This window comes from Actinoplanes sp. NPDC026670 (genome assembly GCF_040638175.1).
Classification (GTDB): Bacteria; Actinomycetota; Actinomycetes; order Mycobacteriales; family Micromonosporaceae; genus Actinoplanes.
On sequence record NZ_JBEZXU010000016.1, the window covers coordinates 33045 to 49695 of the forward strand.

The window sequence follows — 16651 nt, forward strand, 5'->3', positions numbered from 1 at the left end:
GAGCAGGGCTCCGCTCTCCGGCGGAGCTCTGCCTGATTCGGCGCCACGCTGAGCTTGATTCGCTAGCACGCGCGAAGGCGCTAGCGTGGGCGGATGGAAACGCTGGATCCGGAGATGTTCGCGCCGGAGTGCCCGACGCGGCTCATGCCGATGCAGGTCGGTGACAAGTGGACCGCCATGGTGGTGATCTGCCTGGAGGGCGGGCCACGCCGGTTCGGTGAGCTGCTCGTCCCGTTGCGGTCGATCACCAAGAAGGTGCTGGCCGAGACGCTGCGCGCGATGGAGCGTGACGGCATGGTCACCCGCACCGAGTTCCCGGCCAACCCACCACACGTGGAGTATGAGCTGACCCCGCTCGGGCGGAGCCTGCTCACTCTGATCGACGCCGCCCGCGACTGGTGCGACCAGCACCTGCCCGACCTGATCGAGGCCCGTGAGAGATCAGGCAAGCTCCTTCAGGGCCGCGTCGAAGATCTCGTGGTGCCGGGCCACGTCGGCCAGTGACGTCTCCGGGCACATCAGCGCCATGTTGTGGAAGGGGGTCAGCAGCACGCCCCGGTTCGCCAGGTAAAGGTGCAGGAAGTCCTCCAGTTCGCCGTTGGCGACGGCGTTCGACTCGGTGCCGTTGCGCGGGGCGGGGCTCGCAAACCGGTATTCGACCCGGGCGCCCAGACGGGAGACGGACCACGGTAGCCCGTACCCCTCGATGATTTTGATCAGTCCGTCGGCGAACGCCGACGCCGTCTCGATCATGGTGGCGAACGCGGCGTCGGTGAGGACCTCCTGCAGCGTGGCGCGGGTCGCGGCCATCGACACCGGGTTTCCGGCGAGCGTGCCGCCGACGCCGCCCATGTCGACCAGGTCCAGGTCGCCGCGGCCGCTGAGCGCGTCGGCGAGTTCGGCGCTGAGGCCGTACGCCCCGACCGGCACCCCGCCGCCGATGGCCTTGCCGATCGTCAGCACGTCCGGTTCGAGGCCCCAGAACGCGGTCGCCCCGCCCGGCCCGGCCGAGAACGTGTGCGTCTCGTCGTTGATCAGGTATGTGCCGTGCCGCCGGGTCAGCTCGCGCACCCCGGCCAGGTAACCGTCCTCGGGCAGCACGATCCCGATGTTGGTCAGCGCCGGCTCCATCAGGACCGCCGCCACGTCACCGTGCGCGAGTTCCCGCTCCAGGCCGTCCAGGTCGTTGAACTCGGCGACCCGGCTGGTCAGCGTCACGTCGACGGGCGCGCCGACGTTGCCGTCCCGGCTGGCGCCGCGCCCGTCCGGGCCGACCACGATCAGCGACTCGTCCACCGAACCGTGGTAGCAGTAGCTGTTGACCAGGATCTTCGGCCGTCCGGTGACCGCGCGCAGCAGGCGGATCGCCCAACGGTTCGCGTCGGTGGCAGTCAGCGCGAAACTCCACGCCGGCAGCCCGAACCGGCGGGCCAGTTCGGCGCCGACGATCGCCGCGTCCTCGGTCGGCATCATGGTGGCCAGACCACGCTGGACACGCTCAGTGACCGCGGCGACGACCGGGGCGGGGGAGTGGCCGGCCATCGCGCCGGTGTCCCCGAGAGCGAAGTCGACGAACTCGTTCCCGTCGACGTCGACGATCCGGTTACCGTTCGCTTTCTCCAGGTAGATGGGGAAATCGCCGGCAGTCTTGTTCATCCAGGTCATCGGGACACGACCGAAGAGATGATCAGATCTGGAGTACGCGGCCCGCGAACCCGGATGACGGTCGGCGAAGGTGGCGCGCTCCCGCGCCATGAGCGACTGCAAACGTGAATCCGTCGACATGGCGCGACGCTACCAGGGAATCATCACTCCTCGGTCGTTCTCAGCACGGTAACCGTCTTTCCGCGGCCGTCGGTCACGTACAGCCGCCGGCCGTCCGGCGCGATCGCATTGACCCGCGGGCTGTCCCCGACCGCGACCGTCGACACCACCTTGCCGTCACCGAGCGCGATCACCGACAGGTTGTCCGAGCCCTCGTTCACGATGTACGCGTGCTTGGAGTCCGCGGAGATCATCACCGCCTGTGGTTCCCGGCCCACGTTGACCCGGTGCACCAGCCGCTGGTCGCCGGTGTCGTACACCTCGACGGTGTCCAGGTCGTAGTTGGTCACCACGAGCCGCGTGCCGTCCGGGGTGACCGCCAGCGCGTGCGGTGACCGGCCCACCTTGAAGTTCTTCCGGACCAGCCCGTCGGCCACGTTCACCACCGAGATCTGACTCGACTCGTGGTTCGCGGTGAACGCGGTCCGCCCGTCCGGGGTGAACACGATCCAGTGCGGGTTCGGCGGAACCGAGATCCGCGCCGCCTCGGTCAGCGACTGCGGATCGTAGATCTCCACCCGCGCCCCGTTGTGGATCGGCACCCACACCCGGCCGTCCGGGGCGACCGCCGGCTCGAACGGCCGCGGCCCGGTCCGGATCGTCTTCACCAGCGACTTCGACGCCGTGTCGATCACCGCGAGCCCGTTGCCGGTGAAGTTGTTCTCGAACAGCGTCACGTACAGCCGCCCGCCGTCCGCCGACAGCGCCAGGAACCGTGGCGTGTTCGGCACCTTCACCACGTCGATCTTCTTCGACTTCACGTCGACGATGTGCACGTCCTTCGAGTTCTGGTCGGCCACGTAGATCGTCTTGTTGTCCGGCGAGACCGCCACGCCCTCCGGCTCCTGACCGAGATTGATCCGGTCCACCACCACCGGTTTCGCCAGGCTCGGCGGCGCCGGGACCTCGGTCCCGGCCGGATCGGTCGCCGGCACACTCGCCGGACCGCCCGGCTCCGTCTGCGTCTGCTCCGGCGTCACGGTCCGCTGCGGCGCCGCCTCCGGCTGGCCGCCGGCCAGCGCATACCGCACCCCCAGATAGGACCCGCCGGCGAGCAATGCGAGCACGACGACACCGGCGACGATCAGCGGCGCCTTGCGGCGCGGTTTCTTCTGCGGGTACGGGGGACCGCCCGCCCCCGGCGGATACCCCGTCCCGCCGTTCCCGTCGTCGTAGCCGCCCCCGCCGTTGCCCCCGGCGAACCCGCCCTGGTAGCCGGCCGGATACCCGGTCCGCGGAGGCCGTCCACTCCCGGCCTGGCCCGCCACCCCCGGCCCACTTCCGGCCCCCGGGCCACTTCCTGCATACCCGGCCCCCGGGCCACTTCCTGCATACCCGGCCCCCGGGCCACTTCCTGCATACCCGGCCCCCGAGCCACTTCCCGCATACCCGGCCCCCGAGCCACTTCCCGCATACCCGGCCCCCGGGCCGCTTCCGGCGTAGCCGGTACCCGGCCCAGCTCCGGCACCCGGGCCACTCCCGATGGCGTAGCCGGCGCCCGGTCCGCTGCCTGCCTGGGCGGTGCCCGGTCCGCTCTCGGTGACTCCGGTTCCGGCCGCGCCGCCGGGGTAGCCGCCGCCGGGCTGACCGCTGACCGGCTGTCCCGGATATGTGGTGCCCGCACCGTAGGCGCTGGTCGGCGCGGCCGCGTTCCAGGCGTCCGTCCCCGGCCAGGGTGACGCCGGAGAAGTCGGCCATCCACTGGTCGGAGCAACCGGCCAGCCGCCGCCCGGAGCCGGGTCCGCCCCTTGCGGAGCCACCCCTTGAACAGCAGTCGTGTCAGCATCGCCGCCGCCGCCGCCGCCGCCGGCACCGGCACCGGCACCGCCGCCGCCGCCACCGGGTCCGTTCTGCGGCCAAGTCGTGCCCAGGTCGCTCGAGGCGGTTTCGGCTGCTCCGGATGTACGCGGCCAGGGCGCGTCGTGAACCGGCCCGGTCGCTGCCGGAGGCGAAACCGGCCACGGTGCACCCGAGGCGGGAGTCGCGTCCGGTCCGGCCGGCCATGTCGCGGCGTGCGTGTCCGGCCCGGAGTGTCCGCTGCTCCGGGTTTCCGCACTCGCCGGCGAGGTCCCCCACGGGCTCGCCGGGACGCCCTGCTGCTCTTCCGCGGCCCATCCCCGGCCCGCCGCCGAGCCGGCCCCCGCGTCCGCGAACGCCGCCGGCCCGGACCCGGCCTCGGCCGGTTCGGCTTGCGGCTGCTTCGTCTGGCCCGGCACGTCCGGTACCGACCCGGCCGGCGCCGTCAGCCACGGCGCACTGTCATCGGCGGGCTGCCGAGGCGCCGGAACGGGCGCCCCGTTCCCGGGCGCCGCACCCGAAGCGCCGGCCACCGAATGAACGGACGATCCAGCCGACGTGCCGGACAGCGGATCGCTGGACGACCCGTCTGGCGCACCGCTCTGTGTAGCGGCTCGGCTGGACTCGTCGGCCGTCCCCGGGGCGGTATCCCGCTCGCCACCGGAGGGGTCGCCCGCAGCGGAGACGGATGGCTCGGACCGATCGCCCGCTGCGGAGACGGATGGCTCGGACCGATCGCCCGCTGCGGAGACGGATGGCTCGGACCGATCGCCCGCCGCGGAGACGGATGGCGCGGACCGATCGCCCGCACCGGCACCCGCATGATCGGCTGTCTGTGGGTGCCCGTTGTCCGTCTCTTCCGGGGTGGCGGGCTGCCCGGGCTTCCGCCCCGCGGCCGGCCAGACCCCATCCGGATCGGACCGCCCCCAGGTGCCGGAGTTCCCACCGGGCCACGCCATCGCCCCAGCCGCAGCGCCCCAGCCACCGGCGAACCCGGCCCGCTCGCTCGCAGCGCGTGCCGATCCATCCGCCGACCCGGACCGTGAATCGGCCGGTTCGCTCGCAGCGCGCGCCGGCTCATCCGCCGGGCCTGCCGATTCCCGATTCGGGTCGGCTGGCTCGTTCGCAGCGCGCGCCGGCTCATCTGCCGGGCCTGCCGATTCCCGATTCGGGTTGGCCGGCTCGTTCGCAGCGCGCGCCGATTCATCCGCCGGACCTGCCGATTCCCGATTCGGGTCGGCTGGCTCGTTCGCAGCGGGTGCCGCCCCGTCCGCCGGACCTGCCGATTCATGAGCCGTCCGGTCCGGGTCGGTCTGCTCGCTCGCAGACGGATCGCCCAGCGTTCCGGGCCCGTCAGCGGATTCGGCCGGACGATCGTCCGCTCTCGGAGACTCACCATCCGCGACACCGGCTCGATCCTCCGGCGCGGCATCTGCGCCACCGACGCCACCAACCAGGCCCACCGAGGCATCCGATCCGCTGGAAGCCGTCGTGCCCTGATCCGTCGAGTCACCGGCCGCAGTGATCTCCTGGCCGGAGACGTCAGTGTCAGCGGCCGAGGCCGTCGTGCCATGGTGAGCCGGGACCGTGCTGCCATGGTGAGCCGGGACCGTGCTGCCATGGTGAGCCGGGACCGTGCTGCCATCATGAGCCGAGGCCGTGGAACCATCGTGAACAGACTGGAGGGGCAGGCTCGGGCCCGCACCGAACTCGGCCTCCGTCGTGCCGGGCGACGGCTCAGCCATCTCCGGTGGAGCCGATGGCTCGCTCACGCCGTTCAACTCTCCGCCGATATCCGAAATATCGGAAGAATCGGCGCGGTGACTCGATGAAGAGGAAGGCTCCGGCCATCCCGTGGCGGGCGTGGGCGCTTCCGGCCGGATGGCCGACTGGTCGGCATCGGCATCGGCATCGGCGCCGGCGCCGGCGCTGGCGCTGGCGGCATCGGTACCGGGATCGGCGTCTGCGTCGGTACCGGAGGTCACAGGGCTGAGCGGCCCAGCCGTGGCGCCGGCCGATGGAGAGTCTTCCGGTGCGGGACCCGCGTCCGGAGTCCCCTCGGCCCGGTCCTCGCGCGGAACCGTCGGAACCTGCGGAATCGTCGGAACCTCCGGCGCCGCCACCACCGGGAAGGACCCCCGGACAGTGGCCTTTGGCGCGACGAGCAGCGCCTCCTCGCCAGCCCCGATCGGTTCACCGCTGTCGAACGTCCCGGAACCCGCAGCCTGCCCAACCGGCGCCCCACTCACCGGACCAGACGTGCGAGCCGACGGCTGACCGGGCGACGCAGCATCCGCGGGACCGATCGTCGGGCCGCTCACCGGCTCCGGCTGGCCACTCACCGGCCGCTGAGCCCATCCTCCGGCAGCCGGTGGCCCGCTGATCGGGGCCCAGGGCGACACACCCCGCCCCACCGCGGGCGCAGGTGGTCCACTGGCGGACGCGGCGACGGGTGGACTCGATTCGGGGGCGGCTCTGCCCGTACCAGATGACGGGTTTGAAGAATCGCCTGCCGGGACCGGCGGAGACGACGAAGCCGGATCGTCTGCCGGGACCGACGGAGACCAGGCCGGGTCGCCTGCCGGGACCGGTGGGACCGGCGAGGCCGGCGGAGACGAAGCCGGTTGCCAGTCGGCCTCGCCGGGCCAGGCGCTGTCGGAGTTCTCGCCGGGCCAGGCCGACTCGCCCGGCCAGGCCACGTCGCTGCTGGGCAGAGCCCAACTAGCGCCCCACCCGACGACCCCACCGGCCGGCGGCGCCGATGGAACGCCGGCCGGTGAGCCGGTGGGTGGCGTGCCGTTCCCGCCGGCGGCGGCGTCCGCGGAGACCGACCCGGTGACGGCGAGCCGAGCCGCCCCGGCCGGGCCGTCCAGGGTGACCGCGCCGTCGAGACGCCCCACGGTCGGGAACCAGGACACCCGCAGCAGGTTGCCTTCGAGGCGGGCGTGCAGGCCTTCGGCGTCGGTCGACACCACGGACGCGGCGGCCAGCGGCGGACCCTGGACGGCGATCTCGGCGGCGAGCTGGCGGGTTCCGGGGGCGACGGCGCCGAAGTCGAGGGACGGTTCGGCGATGCGGATCGAGGTGCGGCGTAGCGCGGCGGTCGCGGCGGCGGCGACCCGGCCCTCACCGGTGGCGAGGCGGCGCAGGGCTTCGCGGGCCTCGACGGCGCGGGACAGATCGTTGCCGGCGGCGGCGATCGCGAGCTGGGCGATCAGGGCCATCTGGTCGCTGCCGGGCCGGCGGACCCGGGCCAGCCACGGCTGCCGCCCCGAGCCGAACACCCACTGCCGCACGCTGGGGTCACGTTCGCGCAGGTGGTCGTAGAGTTCGCTGATGCCGATGAAGCCGTCCCGGTCACGGTCGGCGGCGCCGCCGGACACGCCTTCGGCGATCATGCCGGCGAACGTGGGCGGCTCCGGGCGCGGCGTGGCGGCGATGACGACGCGGCTCTGCCATTCGGCGGAACGGGACGCCCGGAAGTGGTGACCGGCGTCGACCGGGCCGCCGGTGCGCCCGTCGAGCAGGATCACCGCCTGCCCGGCACGGCTGCGCTGCATGAGCACGGCGATCTGCGCCACATCGATCGCGGTGTCGGTGGGCCGGCCCATCACGGTGTCGGCGGCGGCCAGGTACAGCCCTCCGCCGGGCCCGGTCAGCATCACGCCCCGGAAGTAGAGGAGGACACAATCCTCCTGGTCACGCCCCTCGAACAGGGACTTGACCCGCCCGTAGGCCTCCCGCGCCCCGGGATCCCGCAGATGCGCCGCCTCGAACCCGCCGAGCGCCGGATCGCCGAGCACCTCGGCGAACGCCGGCACATCGGCCGACGGCACGGAGAATCGCCGCAACACGGGATCGTCGTGCTGCTCGACGCTGATGACTACCGCAACTCGTCGCCCGTTCATCGAATGCATCACCCGTCATCCATGGTGCGATGCCGAGGCCGGACACGAAACCCCGAGAAGATTACGAACCGCGTTTTCTCCCTCGCGGAGCGTTTTTGATCTCGCTTTCCAGCGCCCTATTCATGATCGATTGTGCGGACGTGCAGATGTCGATCTACCTGCGGTGATGTTGCTCAGCCGAACCCGTGGACTGCTCTCATTCCATGCTCTTCCGGACGCGCCGCCCAGTCACGAAAATTTCCCGGAATTCACCGGATCCGGTGGCCTGACGTGGGCGTCCGTCAATGTGACGGATACGCGTCACGCGGAAACCTTGCGTCACTCGCCGCCCGCGTTGTTGTCCGAGTCAGATCAAACCCTTGCGGCGGTACGCCCCACCCCTCGGACAACCGCAACCGATCCCGAACCCGGGCTACCCCGCAAGCCAGGCGGTCCGTCCAGGCCGAACCGCGCCCGCCGGGCGGAAGCGGCCCGGCACCACGCATCCCCGCCCCGCTGACCGCATCAGATCACCAGCGGGTGGCGGGTGCGGTGGTGCGGTCTGCGGCGGCTTCAGGCGAAGACGTCCAGGAATTGGCCGCTGCGCTGGAAGGCGGCCACCTCACCCGCGCGAGCCGCCTCGATCTTGGCCACCTCGGCCTCGGCGCGGACGACAGCGGCCCGGTCGGCGGTGATGACGGACGGCGCGGCGGCACACGGAATCTGATCGGTGACGAGCTTGGCCCGGGCACTCTGCAACCGGCCGTACGCAGCCGAGCTGTCGTAGCTAAAGGACGACGCGGCAATGACCTTCATCGTGGCTCCTCGGTTGCTCTCCGGTTGCGCCCCTCGGGGACAGCCGGATACATCGTCCACCCCACTCCCCAGCTGCAACTTTTCCAAGTGACCTGGGCAACAACCGCCCTGCAACCAGCCCCCACCCGGACCGCCAGCCGTCGCTCACCGCTGGAATGCCGTCCGTATTGCATGTGTGGGCGACGGCTGGGGCGTTTGCAGACCGCCAGCCGTCGCTCACCGCTGGAATGGTGTGCGCATTCCAGGTGTCAGCGACGGCTGGCGGTCTGGGCATGCGAAAGGCGTGGCCCGGTGCCTCTCGGTGCACCGGGCCACGCCTTGTCCGTGCGGTGGGTGCCTGGTGGGCGCCCACCCGGGGTTCAGATGTTTGCGCCCACCAGTTCGCGGGCGCGCTCCGGCCACGTGGCGAGACTCGCCGAACCACGCATGCCGGCCGCGTTGATCGCCTGCTTGAGGCTGGTCACGTCCGAGTCGGCCAGCTTCGCGTAGGTGGTGATGCCGGCTGCGGCCAGTGCGATCGCGACCTTCGGGCCGATGCCGGGGATCTTGGTGAGGTCGTCGGGCTGGGCGACCGGCGCGGGCGTGCCCACGAGGTCCGGCTCGGCGGTGATGACGGCCTGCGCCGGAACCACCGGCTCCGGGGCCGCGACGGGCTCCGGGGCGGCGACCGGCTCGGGCGCGGCGACCGGCTCGGCGGCCGCGACGGGCTCGGGCGCGGCAACCGGCTCGGCAATGGGCGCGGGCTCGGCGACGGCGGCCGGCTCGGGTGCGGTGGCCGGCTCCGGCTCGGGTGCGGCGACCGGCTCGGCGGCCGGGGTCACGACCGCGACGGGCTCGGAGACGACGGTCGCGGGGGCGGCCTCGTCCACGGTGGTCTCGGCCTGGGCGGCCTTGCCGTTCGAGAGCTTCACCGTCGGCTCGTCGGAGTCGGCGGGGCTCTCCGCGACCGGCTCGTCGACGATGGCGACCGGCTCGGTGGCGGCGAACTCGGCGGCAGCCGGCTCAGACTTGGTCTCGGCGTCCGCCTCGGCCCCGGCGGGCTCCGTGCTCCCGGCCTTCTCCTCGGCGTCGTCCGAAGCCGGCTTCTCGGCCGCAGCGATCGACTCGGTGGTCGAGACCTCAGCGGCCGGCTCCACGGCGGCCGGCTCCACGGCGGCCGGCTCAGCAGCGGCCGGCGAGACGTCCGCGGCGGCGTCGGCGGGGGTGGACGCGGTGGGCTCGGTGGGGGTGTCCGAGGCTTCGGTAGAGGGCGTGGTGGGTACGGCCGCCGCGTCGTTGTCGGCGGTGGGGCTCTCGGCGACGGCCGGGGCGGCAACAACCGCCGAGGCGGGCTTGGTGGTCGCGGTGGCGCCGGTGCGGCGTCCCCAGACCAGCCAGCCGCCTATCGCGCCGATCACGAGCCCGGCAACAAAGTAGAGGAATGATGCCATATCGGGCCTCCGGACAGGAGAGGAGGGTGCTTGTGGTAGCGGGCAGCTTTGCACATCCCGATGAGCTGTCTCGACGTGGGTGTCGACCAACGTCGAACAGCTACCACCTGCGACGTCCGGGGGATTTACACCAAAGGCGCGGGACAACCGTCAAACGACCGGTCACCCGATCAGGTACGGGAGACGACACCCGGAATGAACCGGTTGGACAGATAGGTGATCACCCACAGGACCACCCCGATGAGCAGCAGCACCCCGGCCACCCGGTAGTCGGCCGCGGCCCGCCCGGACAGCGGGCTGGCCAGGAACGCGCAGGCGACCGCCCCGATGACCGGGATCACGGTGGGCGCCCGGAAGTGCCGGTGGGAGACCGGGTCGCGCCGCAGCACCAGCACCGCGATGTTGACCACGGTGAAGACGCAGAGCAGGAGCAGCGCCGTGGTCCCGCCGAGCGCGGTGAGGTCGGCGAACCAGATCAGCCCGAACGCGATGACCGTGGTGAAGACGATGCCGACCCATGGGGTGCGGCGGGTGCGGTGCACCTTCCCCAGGGCGGTGGGCAGGACCCGTTCGTTCGCCATCCCGTAGAGCAGCCGGCTCGCCATCATCATGTTGATCAGTGCCGAGTTGGCGACCGCGAACATCGTGATGAACGCGAACACCGTCAGCGGGAACCCGGGCGCCCCGGCCGACACGACCTTGAGCAGCGGGGTGTCGCCGGCGCCGAGTTCGCTGGGCGGGACGAGCGCCACCGCCGAGACGGCCACGAGCACGTAGATCGCCCCGGTCACACAGAGGCCGATGAGCATCACCTTGGGGAAGATCCGTACCGGATCGCGGGTTTCCTCGGCCATGTTGACCGAGTCCTCGAAGCCGACCATGGCGAAGAAGGCCAGGGCGGTTCCGGCGGTGACCGACAGGAGCACGCTCTCGCCGGGCGGGGTGTTGAACTCGGTGAGCCGGGACAGGTCGCCGTTGCCGCCGCCGAGCGCCCACGCGCCGACGCCGATCACGATCAGCAGCCCGGTGAGTTCGACGCAGGTCAGCACCACGTTGGCCTTGACGCTCTCACCGACGCCGCGGAAGTTGATCAGCGCGACGAGGGTGATGAAGCCGAGCGCGACCGCGGTGAGGGCGATGCCGTCCCCGAGCGAGAGGTCGAAGGCCTTGGCGAAGTTGCCGGCGAACGCCTTGGACGCGCTGGACGCCGAGGTGAGCCCGGAGCACATCACCGCGAACGTCACCATGAACGTGAGGAAGTGCAGCCCGAACGCCTTGTGGGTGTAGAGCGCCGCCCCGGCCGCCCGCGGGTACTTGGTGACCAGTTCCAGGTAGCTGAACGCGGTGAGCAGCGCGACCACGAACGCCAGCAGGAACGGCAGCCACACCGCGCCACCGACCTCGTTGGCGACTTTGCCGGTCAGCGCGTACACGCCGGTGCCGAGGATGTCGCCGACCACGAAGAGCAGCAGGAGGGCCGGGCCGATGACACGGTTGAGTTCCGGCTGCTGGGAGGCCGGTGCCACATCCGCCATGAGTGCTCCCTAAAAAGGTCCACTGCGGATAAGTGACGTTACGCGTACCTTGAGTGACATGCATATCGTGCTCGCCGCAAACCCCGAGACGGAGCAGCCGTGGGTGACCGATGCGGTCGCCGATCTGGTCAGGCAGACCGGCGCGTCGGTCGCGGTGGTCGCGGTGGACGAGCTGGAGATCGAGCATCTGGCGCCGCTGCCACGCAGTGTCTACATCGAGCGGGCGGAGAAGGCGGCGGAGGCGGCCACGGCACGGCTGGCGGCGGCCGGCATCGAGGCGACGCGTACGGTCCTGCCGGGCCGCCCGGCCGAGCAGATCATCCGGTTCGCCGGGGAGCAGCGGGCCGACCTGATCGTGACCGGTTCCAGCGTGCGCCCGGTGATGGCGCAGCGGCTGCTGGGCAGTGTGCCGTTGACCCTGATCGAGAAGGCGGGCCGTCCGGTGCTGGTGGTCACCCGCCCCGTAACCGGGTGACCACCAGCGTTCCTTACGGGACTGCCGGGTAGTTCGTCACGAAGACCGGCTGGCCGACCTTCGTGGTGTCCGCCGCCTCACCGACGCCGTTGACCACGTGGTCGACGATGCCGGCGCTGAGGTTGACGGTCATGATGTGCTTCAGCTGCACACCGGGCGTGTTCGGTACCTCGAACCCGTTCTCCGTGTGGATCGACGGGTTGTTCTGGTTGAACACGTAGACGCCACCGCCGTAGAGCTTGTGCGACCGCACCCGGGCGCCGACCTTGTAACCGGCGTAGCCCTCGACCGATCCGTTCATCCAGTCGGCCTGCGTGGGCGGGTCGTACGGCAGCTCGTTCTGGTACAGCACGGTGGTGCCGCGCTCGCCGTTCCAGACGGTGTTGTACTTCTGGAAGTGCTCGACGAACAGGCCGGTCGCGGTGACGTCGTCGCCGTTGATGACCGCGCCGTACCGCCCGGTGTTGGTCTTCCACCGGTCGGTGTCGCCGTTCACGCCGTTGGTGAAGCCCTCGACGCCGTGGTCGCCGCGCCACACCCAGGTGTGGTCGATCAGCACGTCGTCGCTGTTCACCTCGAGCGCGATGTTGGTCTTGCCGATGTGCGGGCCACCGACGCGGAAGTACACGTCGTTGAGCGTGGTCGGGTTGGCCGCCGAGGTGAAGCCGAGGCCGTGCTGGCGTCCGACGCGCAGCAGGACCGGCGACTCCTTGGTGCCGGCGTCGATGGTGACGCCGGCGACGATCACGCCGGGGACGTCGGCGACGTCCAGCGGGATCGAGCCGTTGACCGCGGTCAGCGTGGCGTGGCCGAGGCCGAGCACCACGGTGTTCGGGCGGAACACGTGGATGCTCTGGGCGATGTCGTAGACGCCCGGCGTGAGCAGCAGGTTCTTTCCGAGGGCCAGCTGGAGGTTGATCTTCGCGACCGAGTCACCGGGCTTCGCGACGTAGAAATCGGAGAGCGCGATGGTACGGCCGGAGGTGTCGGTCCACGAGGAGCCGGCCGTGTTGCGCTTGGCCGCGGGCACCCGGACCTGGTACTTGCCCTTGGCGTCGACGAACAGGAACGGCTTCTCCCGGCTGACCGGGGTGGTCGGCAGCGTGGTGTACGGCGGGTTCGGGAACGCCGAGTCGTCGGGCGCTCCGGTGACGCCGGCGAAGACCTGGTTCCACACGGCGTTGGACCAGCTCTCCACCTCGCTGTTGCGGGTGAGCCACTGCTGCTGCGAACCGTTGACCGTGTTCGGCAGCTTCGAGTTGGCGATGAAACCACCGGAGGCGTACTGCGGACCGGCGGTGCAGTAGTCCATCAGCGACAGGGTGCCGCCGGTGAACTGGGTGCGGCGCAGCGAGACGGCCTGCGACACGGCCCAGAAGTTGGCCGTCTGGCGGCAGCCGTCCTGGCCGGCGCCGTTGATGTTGACGGTCAGGTTGGACAGGGTGCGCCAGAAGTTGACCAGCGCGATGCAGTTCGGGTTCGCCGGGTCGGAGCCGAGGCAGCGGTTGTACGCCTCGACCTTGCCGTTGATCACCACATCCCCGGGGTTGGCCCCGAGACCGGAGATCTCCGTGTAGTAACCGACCTTGATCTGGAGCGGCTGCTCGGCGGTGCCGTAGGTGCCCGGCTTGAACAGGTACGCGTACCGGGCCGTACCCATCTCGTTGTCGACCTGCTTGGCGTAGGTCGCGTCCAGGGTGGCCTGGATCTGGCTGACCGGCGTGCTCGGGTCGAAGACGGTGACGTTGGGGCCGAGGTTCTGGACGCCGGCGGTCCAACCGTGCGCGGAGGCCGGCAGAGCCGGCGCCACGCTGAGGGCGAGCCCGAGGGTGAGAGCCACCGCGGCGGCACGTCGGATCGGGCGGGGTCTCGTCATGCGGAGGGATTCCTTCCGAAACAAGATCGCAATGATGCCCGTCACAGAACCAATCGTCGAAGCTCCATGTCAAGCAGGCTGAACCGGCATACCGCGAAGATCGGTATGAACCTGGCGAGTTCCGGAACCAAGCTGACCGAAAAGAGGGGTGGAACCGGTCCCGGAAGCGGTTTCGGACCCCTAACGCGAGGCATCGGCGAACACCACCACGTTGCTCCGGTAGCTACCCTCGCTGCGGTCGAAGGCGCCGCCGCACGTGATCAGCCGGAGCCCCGGGCGGTCGATCGGCGCGTACACCTCGGCCGTCGGGAAGTCCCGCTTGGCATACAGCGCGACCCGTGACACCCGGAACGTCGCCACGGTGCCGTCGGCACGCCGTACCGTGATCGGATCTCCGGTCTTGAGCTCCCGCAACCGGAAGAAGACCGCCGGGCCGTCCCGCGCCGTGTCCACATGCCCGGCCAGCACCGACGCGCCGGTCTCGCCCGGCGTCGGCGAATCGCGGTACCAGCCGGCCGGCGCGTCGCCGCGCAGCGGCGGCACCTCCAGAGACCCGTCCCGTTGCAGCCCCAGCTGCATGATGCTGGTGTCCACACCGATCGCCGGAATCCGCAGACGCACCGGAAGCGCCCGTTTCAGGGCCTTCACCGGTGCCGGCGCCGCCTTCACCGACGCCGGCGGAGCCGGCGAGGAGACCGGAAGCGGCGGCAGGGCGTCGTCGGTGCGCAGCCCGAGCGAGACGGTCACGGCGCCGAGCAGCGCCAGGACGACAGCGAACGCCGCCGCCCGGCGGTCACGGATGTGCGGCAGGGTCACGGTCAGCGGTGGTGCAGAGGGCGACGGATGGCGTACGTGCCAACGACGGCCGCCGCGACCAGGAGGAATCCACCCGTCACCAGAAGAGCGAGCCGGCGGCCGTCGGTCTGGCTGCCACCGCCGGCGTCCACACCACCCGCCGGCGTGGACGTCTGCTCCGGGCCGGTCCCGCCGGGCCCGCCGGTGGGATCGGCGGTGGTGACCTCCTCGGTCGGCGTGCCCGGGGTGCTCTCCTCAGGCGCGCCCGGCGTGCTCTCACCGGGCGTGTCTTCACCGGGCGTGCCTGCGCTGGGCGCCGGTGCGGCTTCGCCGCCTCCGTTCGGCGGCGGCGCCGAACCGTCGGCCGGCGCGCTCACGCTGCTCCCGGGATCCGCGGTCGTCGAGCCCGGATCGTCCGGTTGCGTGCAGTAGGCCAGCAGCGCGAAGAGCAGGATCACCAGCAGCGCCACACCCGCGCCGACGGCGATCAGGCGGTTGCGCTGCACCGAACTCGGCGCACGATGAGCCGGCGAACCGTTTCCGGACATGCGGTCCTTCCGCCGGAGGGCTGGGACTGACCGAACCACGTGCTGGGCACGCTAGCCGTCACATACCCCAAGCGCATCCGTCTATCCATGATCGGTCACTTCGGACTCCGGCCGCCGATCGGAGTGATCGAACAGTTACCGTCCGGGGCCTTGACAGGGGCCGGGAGAATGCCCGGCATGATCGAGATCCGGGATCTGACGAAGACCTACGGGAAGATCGACGCGGTTCGTGACGTGACGTTCACCGCCGCTCCCGGCCGGGTCACCGGCCTGCTCGGGCTCAACGGCTCCGGCAAGAGCACCACGCTGCGGATTCTGCTCGGGCTGACCCGGCCCACCAGGGGCGCCGCGCTGATCAACGGCCGCCGCTACCGGGAGCTCGACCACCCGGTCCGGCACGTCGGCGCGGTCATCGAGCAGGGCTTGAGCCATCCGGGCCAATCCGGGTACGCCCGCCTGCGCACCCAGGCGCTGCTCGGCGGCTTCCCGCGCGAACGGGTCGGCCGGCTGCTGGAGTACGTGGGCCTCGAGGACGCCGCCACCAAGCGGACCGGTGACTACTCGCTCGGCATGAGACAGCGCCTCGCGGTGGCGACCGCCCTGCTCGGCGAACCGTCCGTGCTGGTGCTCGACGAACCGGCGAACGGCCTGGACCCGCCGGGCATGGCCTGGCTCCGGGAGTTGCTGCTGGCGCACGCGGCGGGCGGGGGCACCGTGCTGATCTCCAGTCATCTGCTGGCCGAGCTGGAACACTTCGTCGACGACGTGGTGATCATCGGGCGGGGCCGGATCCTGGCGTCCGGGACGCTGGCCGAGCTGACCGGCACCGCCCGGCTCCGGGTGCGTGGCGCCGACATGGAACGGCTGGCCAAGGCCTTCGAACATCAGGGCGCGAACGTCGTACCGGAGGGGCCGTTCCTGTTCGTCTCGGGTCTGAGCCCGGAGGAGGCCGGTGACATCGCGTTCGCCGCGCAGGTCCCGGTCTACGAGCTGGTGGCCGAGTCCCAGAACCTGGAGGACATCTTCATGAGCGTGTCGGAGGCCCGATGATCGCCGTCGTGCGTAGCGAGTTGTACCGCAGCGTCAGCATCATGTCGTCGTGGCTCGCGCTGATCGGGTTCGCGTTCATGGCCGCGCTGTTCGGCTGGTTCAGCCGGGAGGCCTGGTCGCTCTTCGCCGGGCTGGGCGCCTTCGGCATCGCCGTCACCGTGACCGCGCAGCACTTCCAGCACCGGACGATGGTCCTCGTCTACCTGAACCATCCGCACCGCTGGCGGGTCCTGATCGCCCAGTGCTTCTCGGCGGCGCTGCTCGGCACGCTGCTGGCCGCGGTCAGCGGGGTGGCCGTGCTGCTCGACGACAACGCCGCCCACTACCGGTCGACGGTGCTGGTGGCGCCGGTGATGGCGGTCTTCGGGACACTGTGCACCGCGGTGGTCCGGCGTCCGTTGTGGCTGATCGGCGGCGCTTTCGCCTGGCTGTTGTTCGCCGAGGGGATCATCAACCGGATGGCGATCGGGTTGCCGTTCGGGTCGTTCGCGATGGCCTCCGGCGGCAACACGAAGGCCCTGCTGTACCTGCTGGCCTGGACGGCTGCCGCGATCCCGGTGGCCCTGTGGGCGATCCACCGCGACCTGTCCAGCGACTGAACCGCCAGCCGTCGCTCAC

12 protein-coding genes are annotated in these 16651 nt (G+C 71.1%); 4 read left to right on the forward strand and 8 right to left on the reverse strand.

All coding sequences use genetic code 11. The features are described from left to right. Positions 1-93 precede the first annotated feature (93 nt). Positions 94-504, forward strand: coding sequence for a helix-turn-helix domain-containing protein (locus AB0E94_RS17485; protein ID WP_360327196.1), 411 nt, complete (start codon positions 94-96; stop codon positions 502-504). Here the strand turns inward: AB0E94_RS17485 and AB0E94_RS17490 are convergent. From AB0E94_RS17490 to AB0E94_RS17510, 5 genes are all read right to left on the reverse strand, one after another. Continuing rightward, complete coding sequence (locus AB0E94_RS17490) at positions 442-1785, reverse strand: transaminase (protein ID WP_360327198.1); 1344 nt, start codon at positions 1783-1785, stop codon at positions 442-444. The two genes, AB0E94_RS17485 and AB0E94_RS17490, sit on opposite strands and share 63 nt — an antisense overlap. A gap of 23 nt (positions 1786-1808) precedes the next feature. Beyond that, on the reverse strand, positions 1809-7472 hold the full coding sequence (locus tag AB0E94_RS17495) for a beta-propeller fold lactonase family protein (RefSeq protein WP_360327200.1): 5664 nt from the start codon (positions 7470-7472) through the stop codon (positions 1809-1811). Between the two features lie 609 nt (positions 7473-8081). After that, on the reverse strand, positions 8082-8324 hold the full coding sequence (locus AB0E94_RS17500) for a hypothetical protein (RefSeq protein ID WP_360327202.1): 243 nt from the start codon (positions 8322-8324) through the stop codon (positions 8082-8084). A gap of 359 nt (positions 8325-8683) precedes the next feature. Next, complete coding sequence (locus AB0E94_RS17505) at positions 8684-9754, reverse strand: helix-hairpin-helix domain-containing protein (RefSeq protein ID WP_360327204.1); 1071 nt, start codon at positions 9752-9754, stop codon at positions 8684-8686. A gap of 170 nt (positions 9755-9924) precedes the next feature. Then, positions 9925-11289: an APC family permease gene (locus AB0E94_RS17510; RefSeq protein WP_360327206.1), complete on the reverse strand. Its 1365-nt coding sequence runs from the start codon at positions 11287-11289 to the stop codon at positions 9925-9927. Between the two features lie 58 nt (positions 11290-11347). On the opposite strand from AB0E94_RS17510, the gene AB0E94_RS17515 reads away from it, so the two are divergent. Continuing rightward, on the forward strand, positions 11348-11764 hold the full coding sequence (locus AB0E94_RS17515; RefSeq protein WP_360327207.1) for a universal stress protein: 417 nt from the start codon (positions 11348-11350) through the stop codon (positions 11762-11764). A gap of 13 nt (positions 11765-11777) precedes the next feature. On the opposite strand, the gene AB0E94_RS17520 is transcribed toward AB0E94_RS17515, so the two are convergent. The 3 genes from AB0E94_RS17520 to AB0E94_RS17530 form a co-directional block, all read right to left on the reverse strand. Further along, on the reverse strand, positions 11778-13640 hold the full coding sequence (locus AB0E94_RS17520; protein WP_360327209.1) for a glycosyl hydrolase family 28-related protein: 1863 nt from the start codon (positions 13638-13640) through the stop codon (positions 11778-11780). A gap of 180 nt (positions 13641-13820) precedes the next feature. Continuing rightward, complete coding sequence (locus AB0E94_RS17525) at positions 13821-14456, reverse strand: class F sortase (RefSeq protein WP_360327211.1); 636 nt, start codon at positions 14454-14456, stop codon at positions 13821-13823. Positions 14457-14458: 2 nt separating this feature from the next. Continuing rightward, positions 14459-14983: a hypothetical protein gene (locus AB0E94_RS17530; protein ID WP_360327213.1), complete on the reverse strand. Its 525-nt coding sequence runs from the start codon at positions 14981-14983 to the stop codon at positions 14459-14461. 177 nt (positions 14984-15160) lie between these two features. Between AB0E94_RS17530 and AB0E94_RS17535 the strand changes: the two genes are divergently transcribed. Further along, positions 15161-16033: an ATP-binding cassette domain-containing protein gene (locus tag AB0E94_RS17535; protein ID WP_360327215.1), complete on the forward strand. Its 873-nt coding sequence runs from the start codon at positions 15161-15163 to the stop codon at positions 16031-16033. A gap of 8 nt (positions 16034-16041) precedes the next feature. Further along, a complete protein-coding gene (locus tag AB0E94_RS17540) occupies positions 16042-16632 on the forward strand; it encodes a hypothetical protein (protein ID WP_360327216.1) in 591 nt (196 codons plus the stop codon). The last annotated feature ends 19 nt before the right edge of the window (positions 16633-16651 follow it).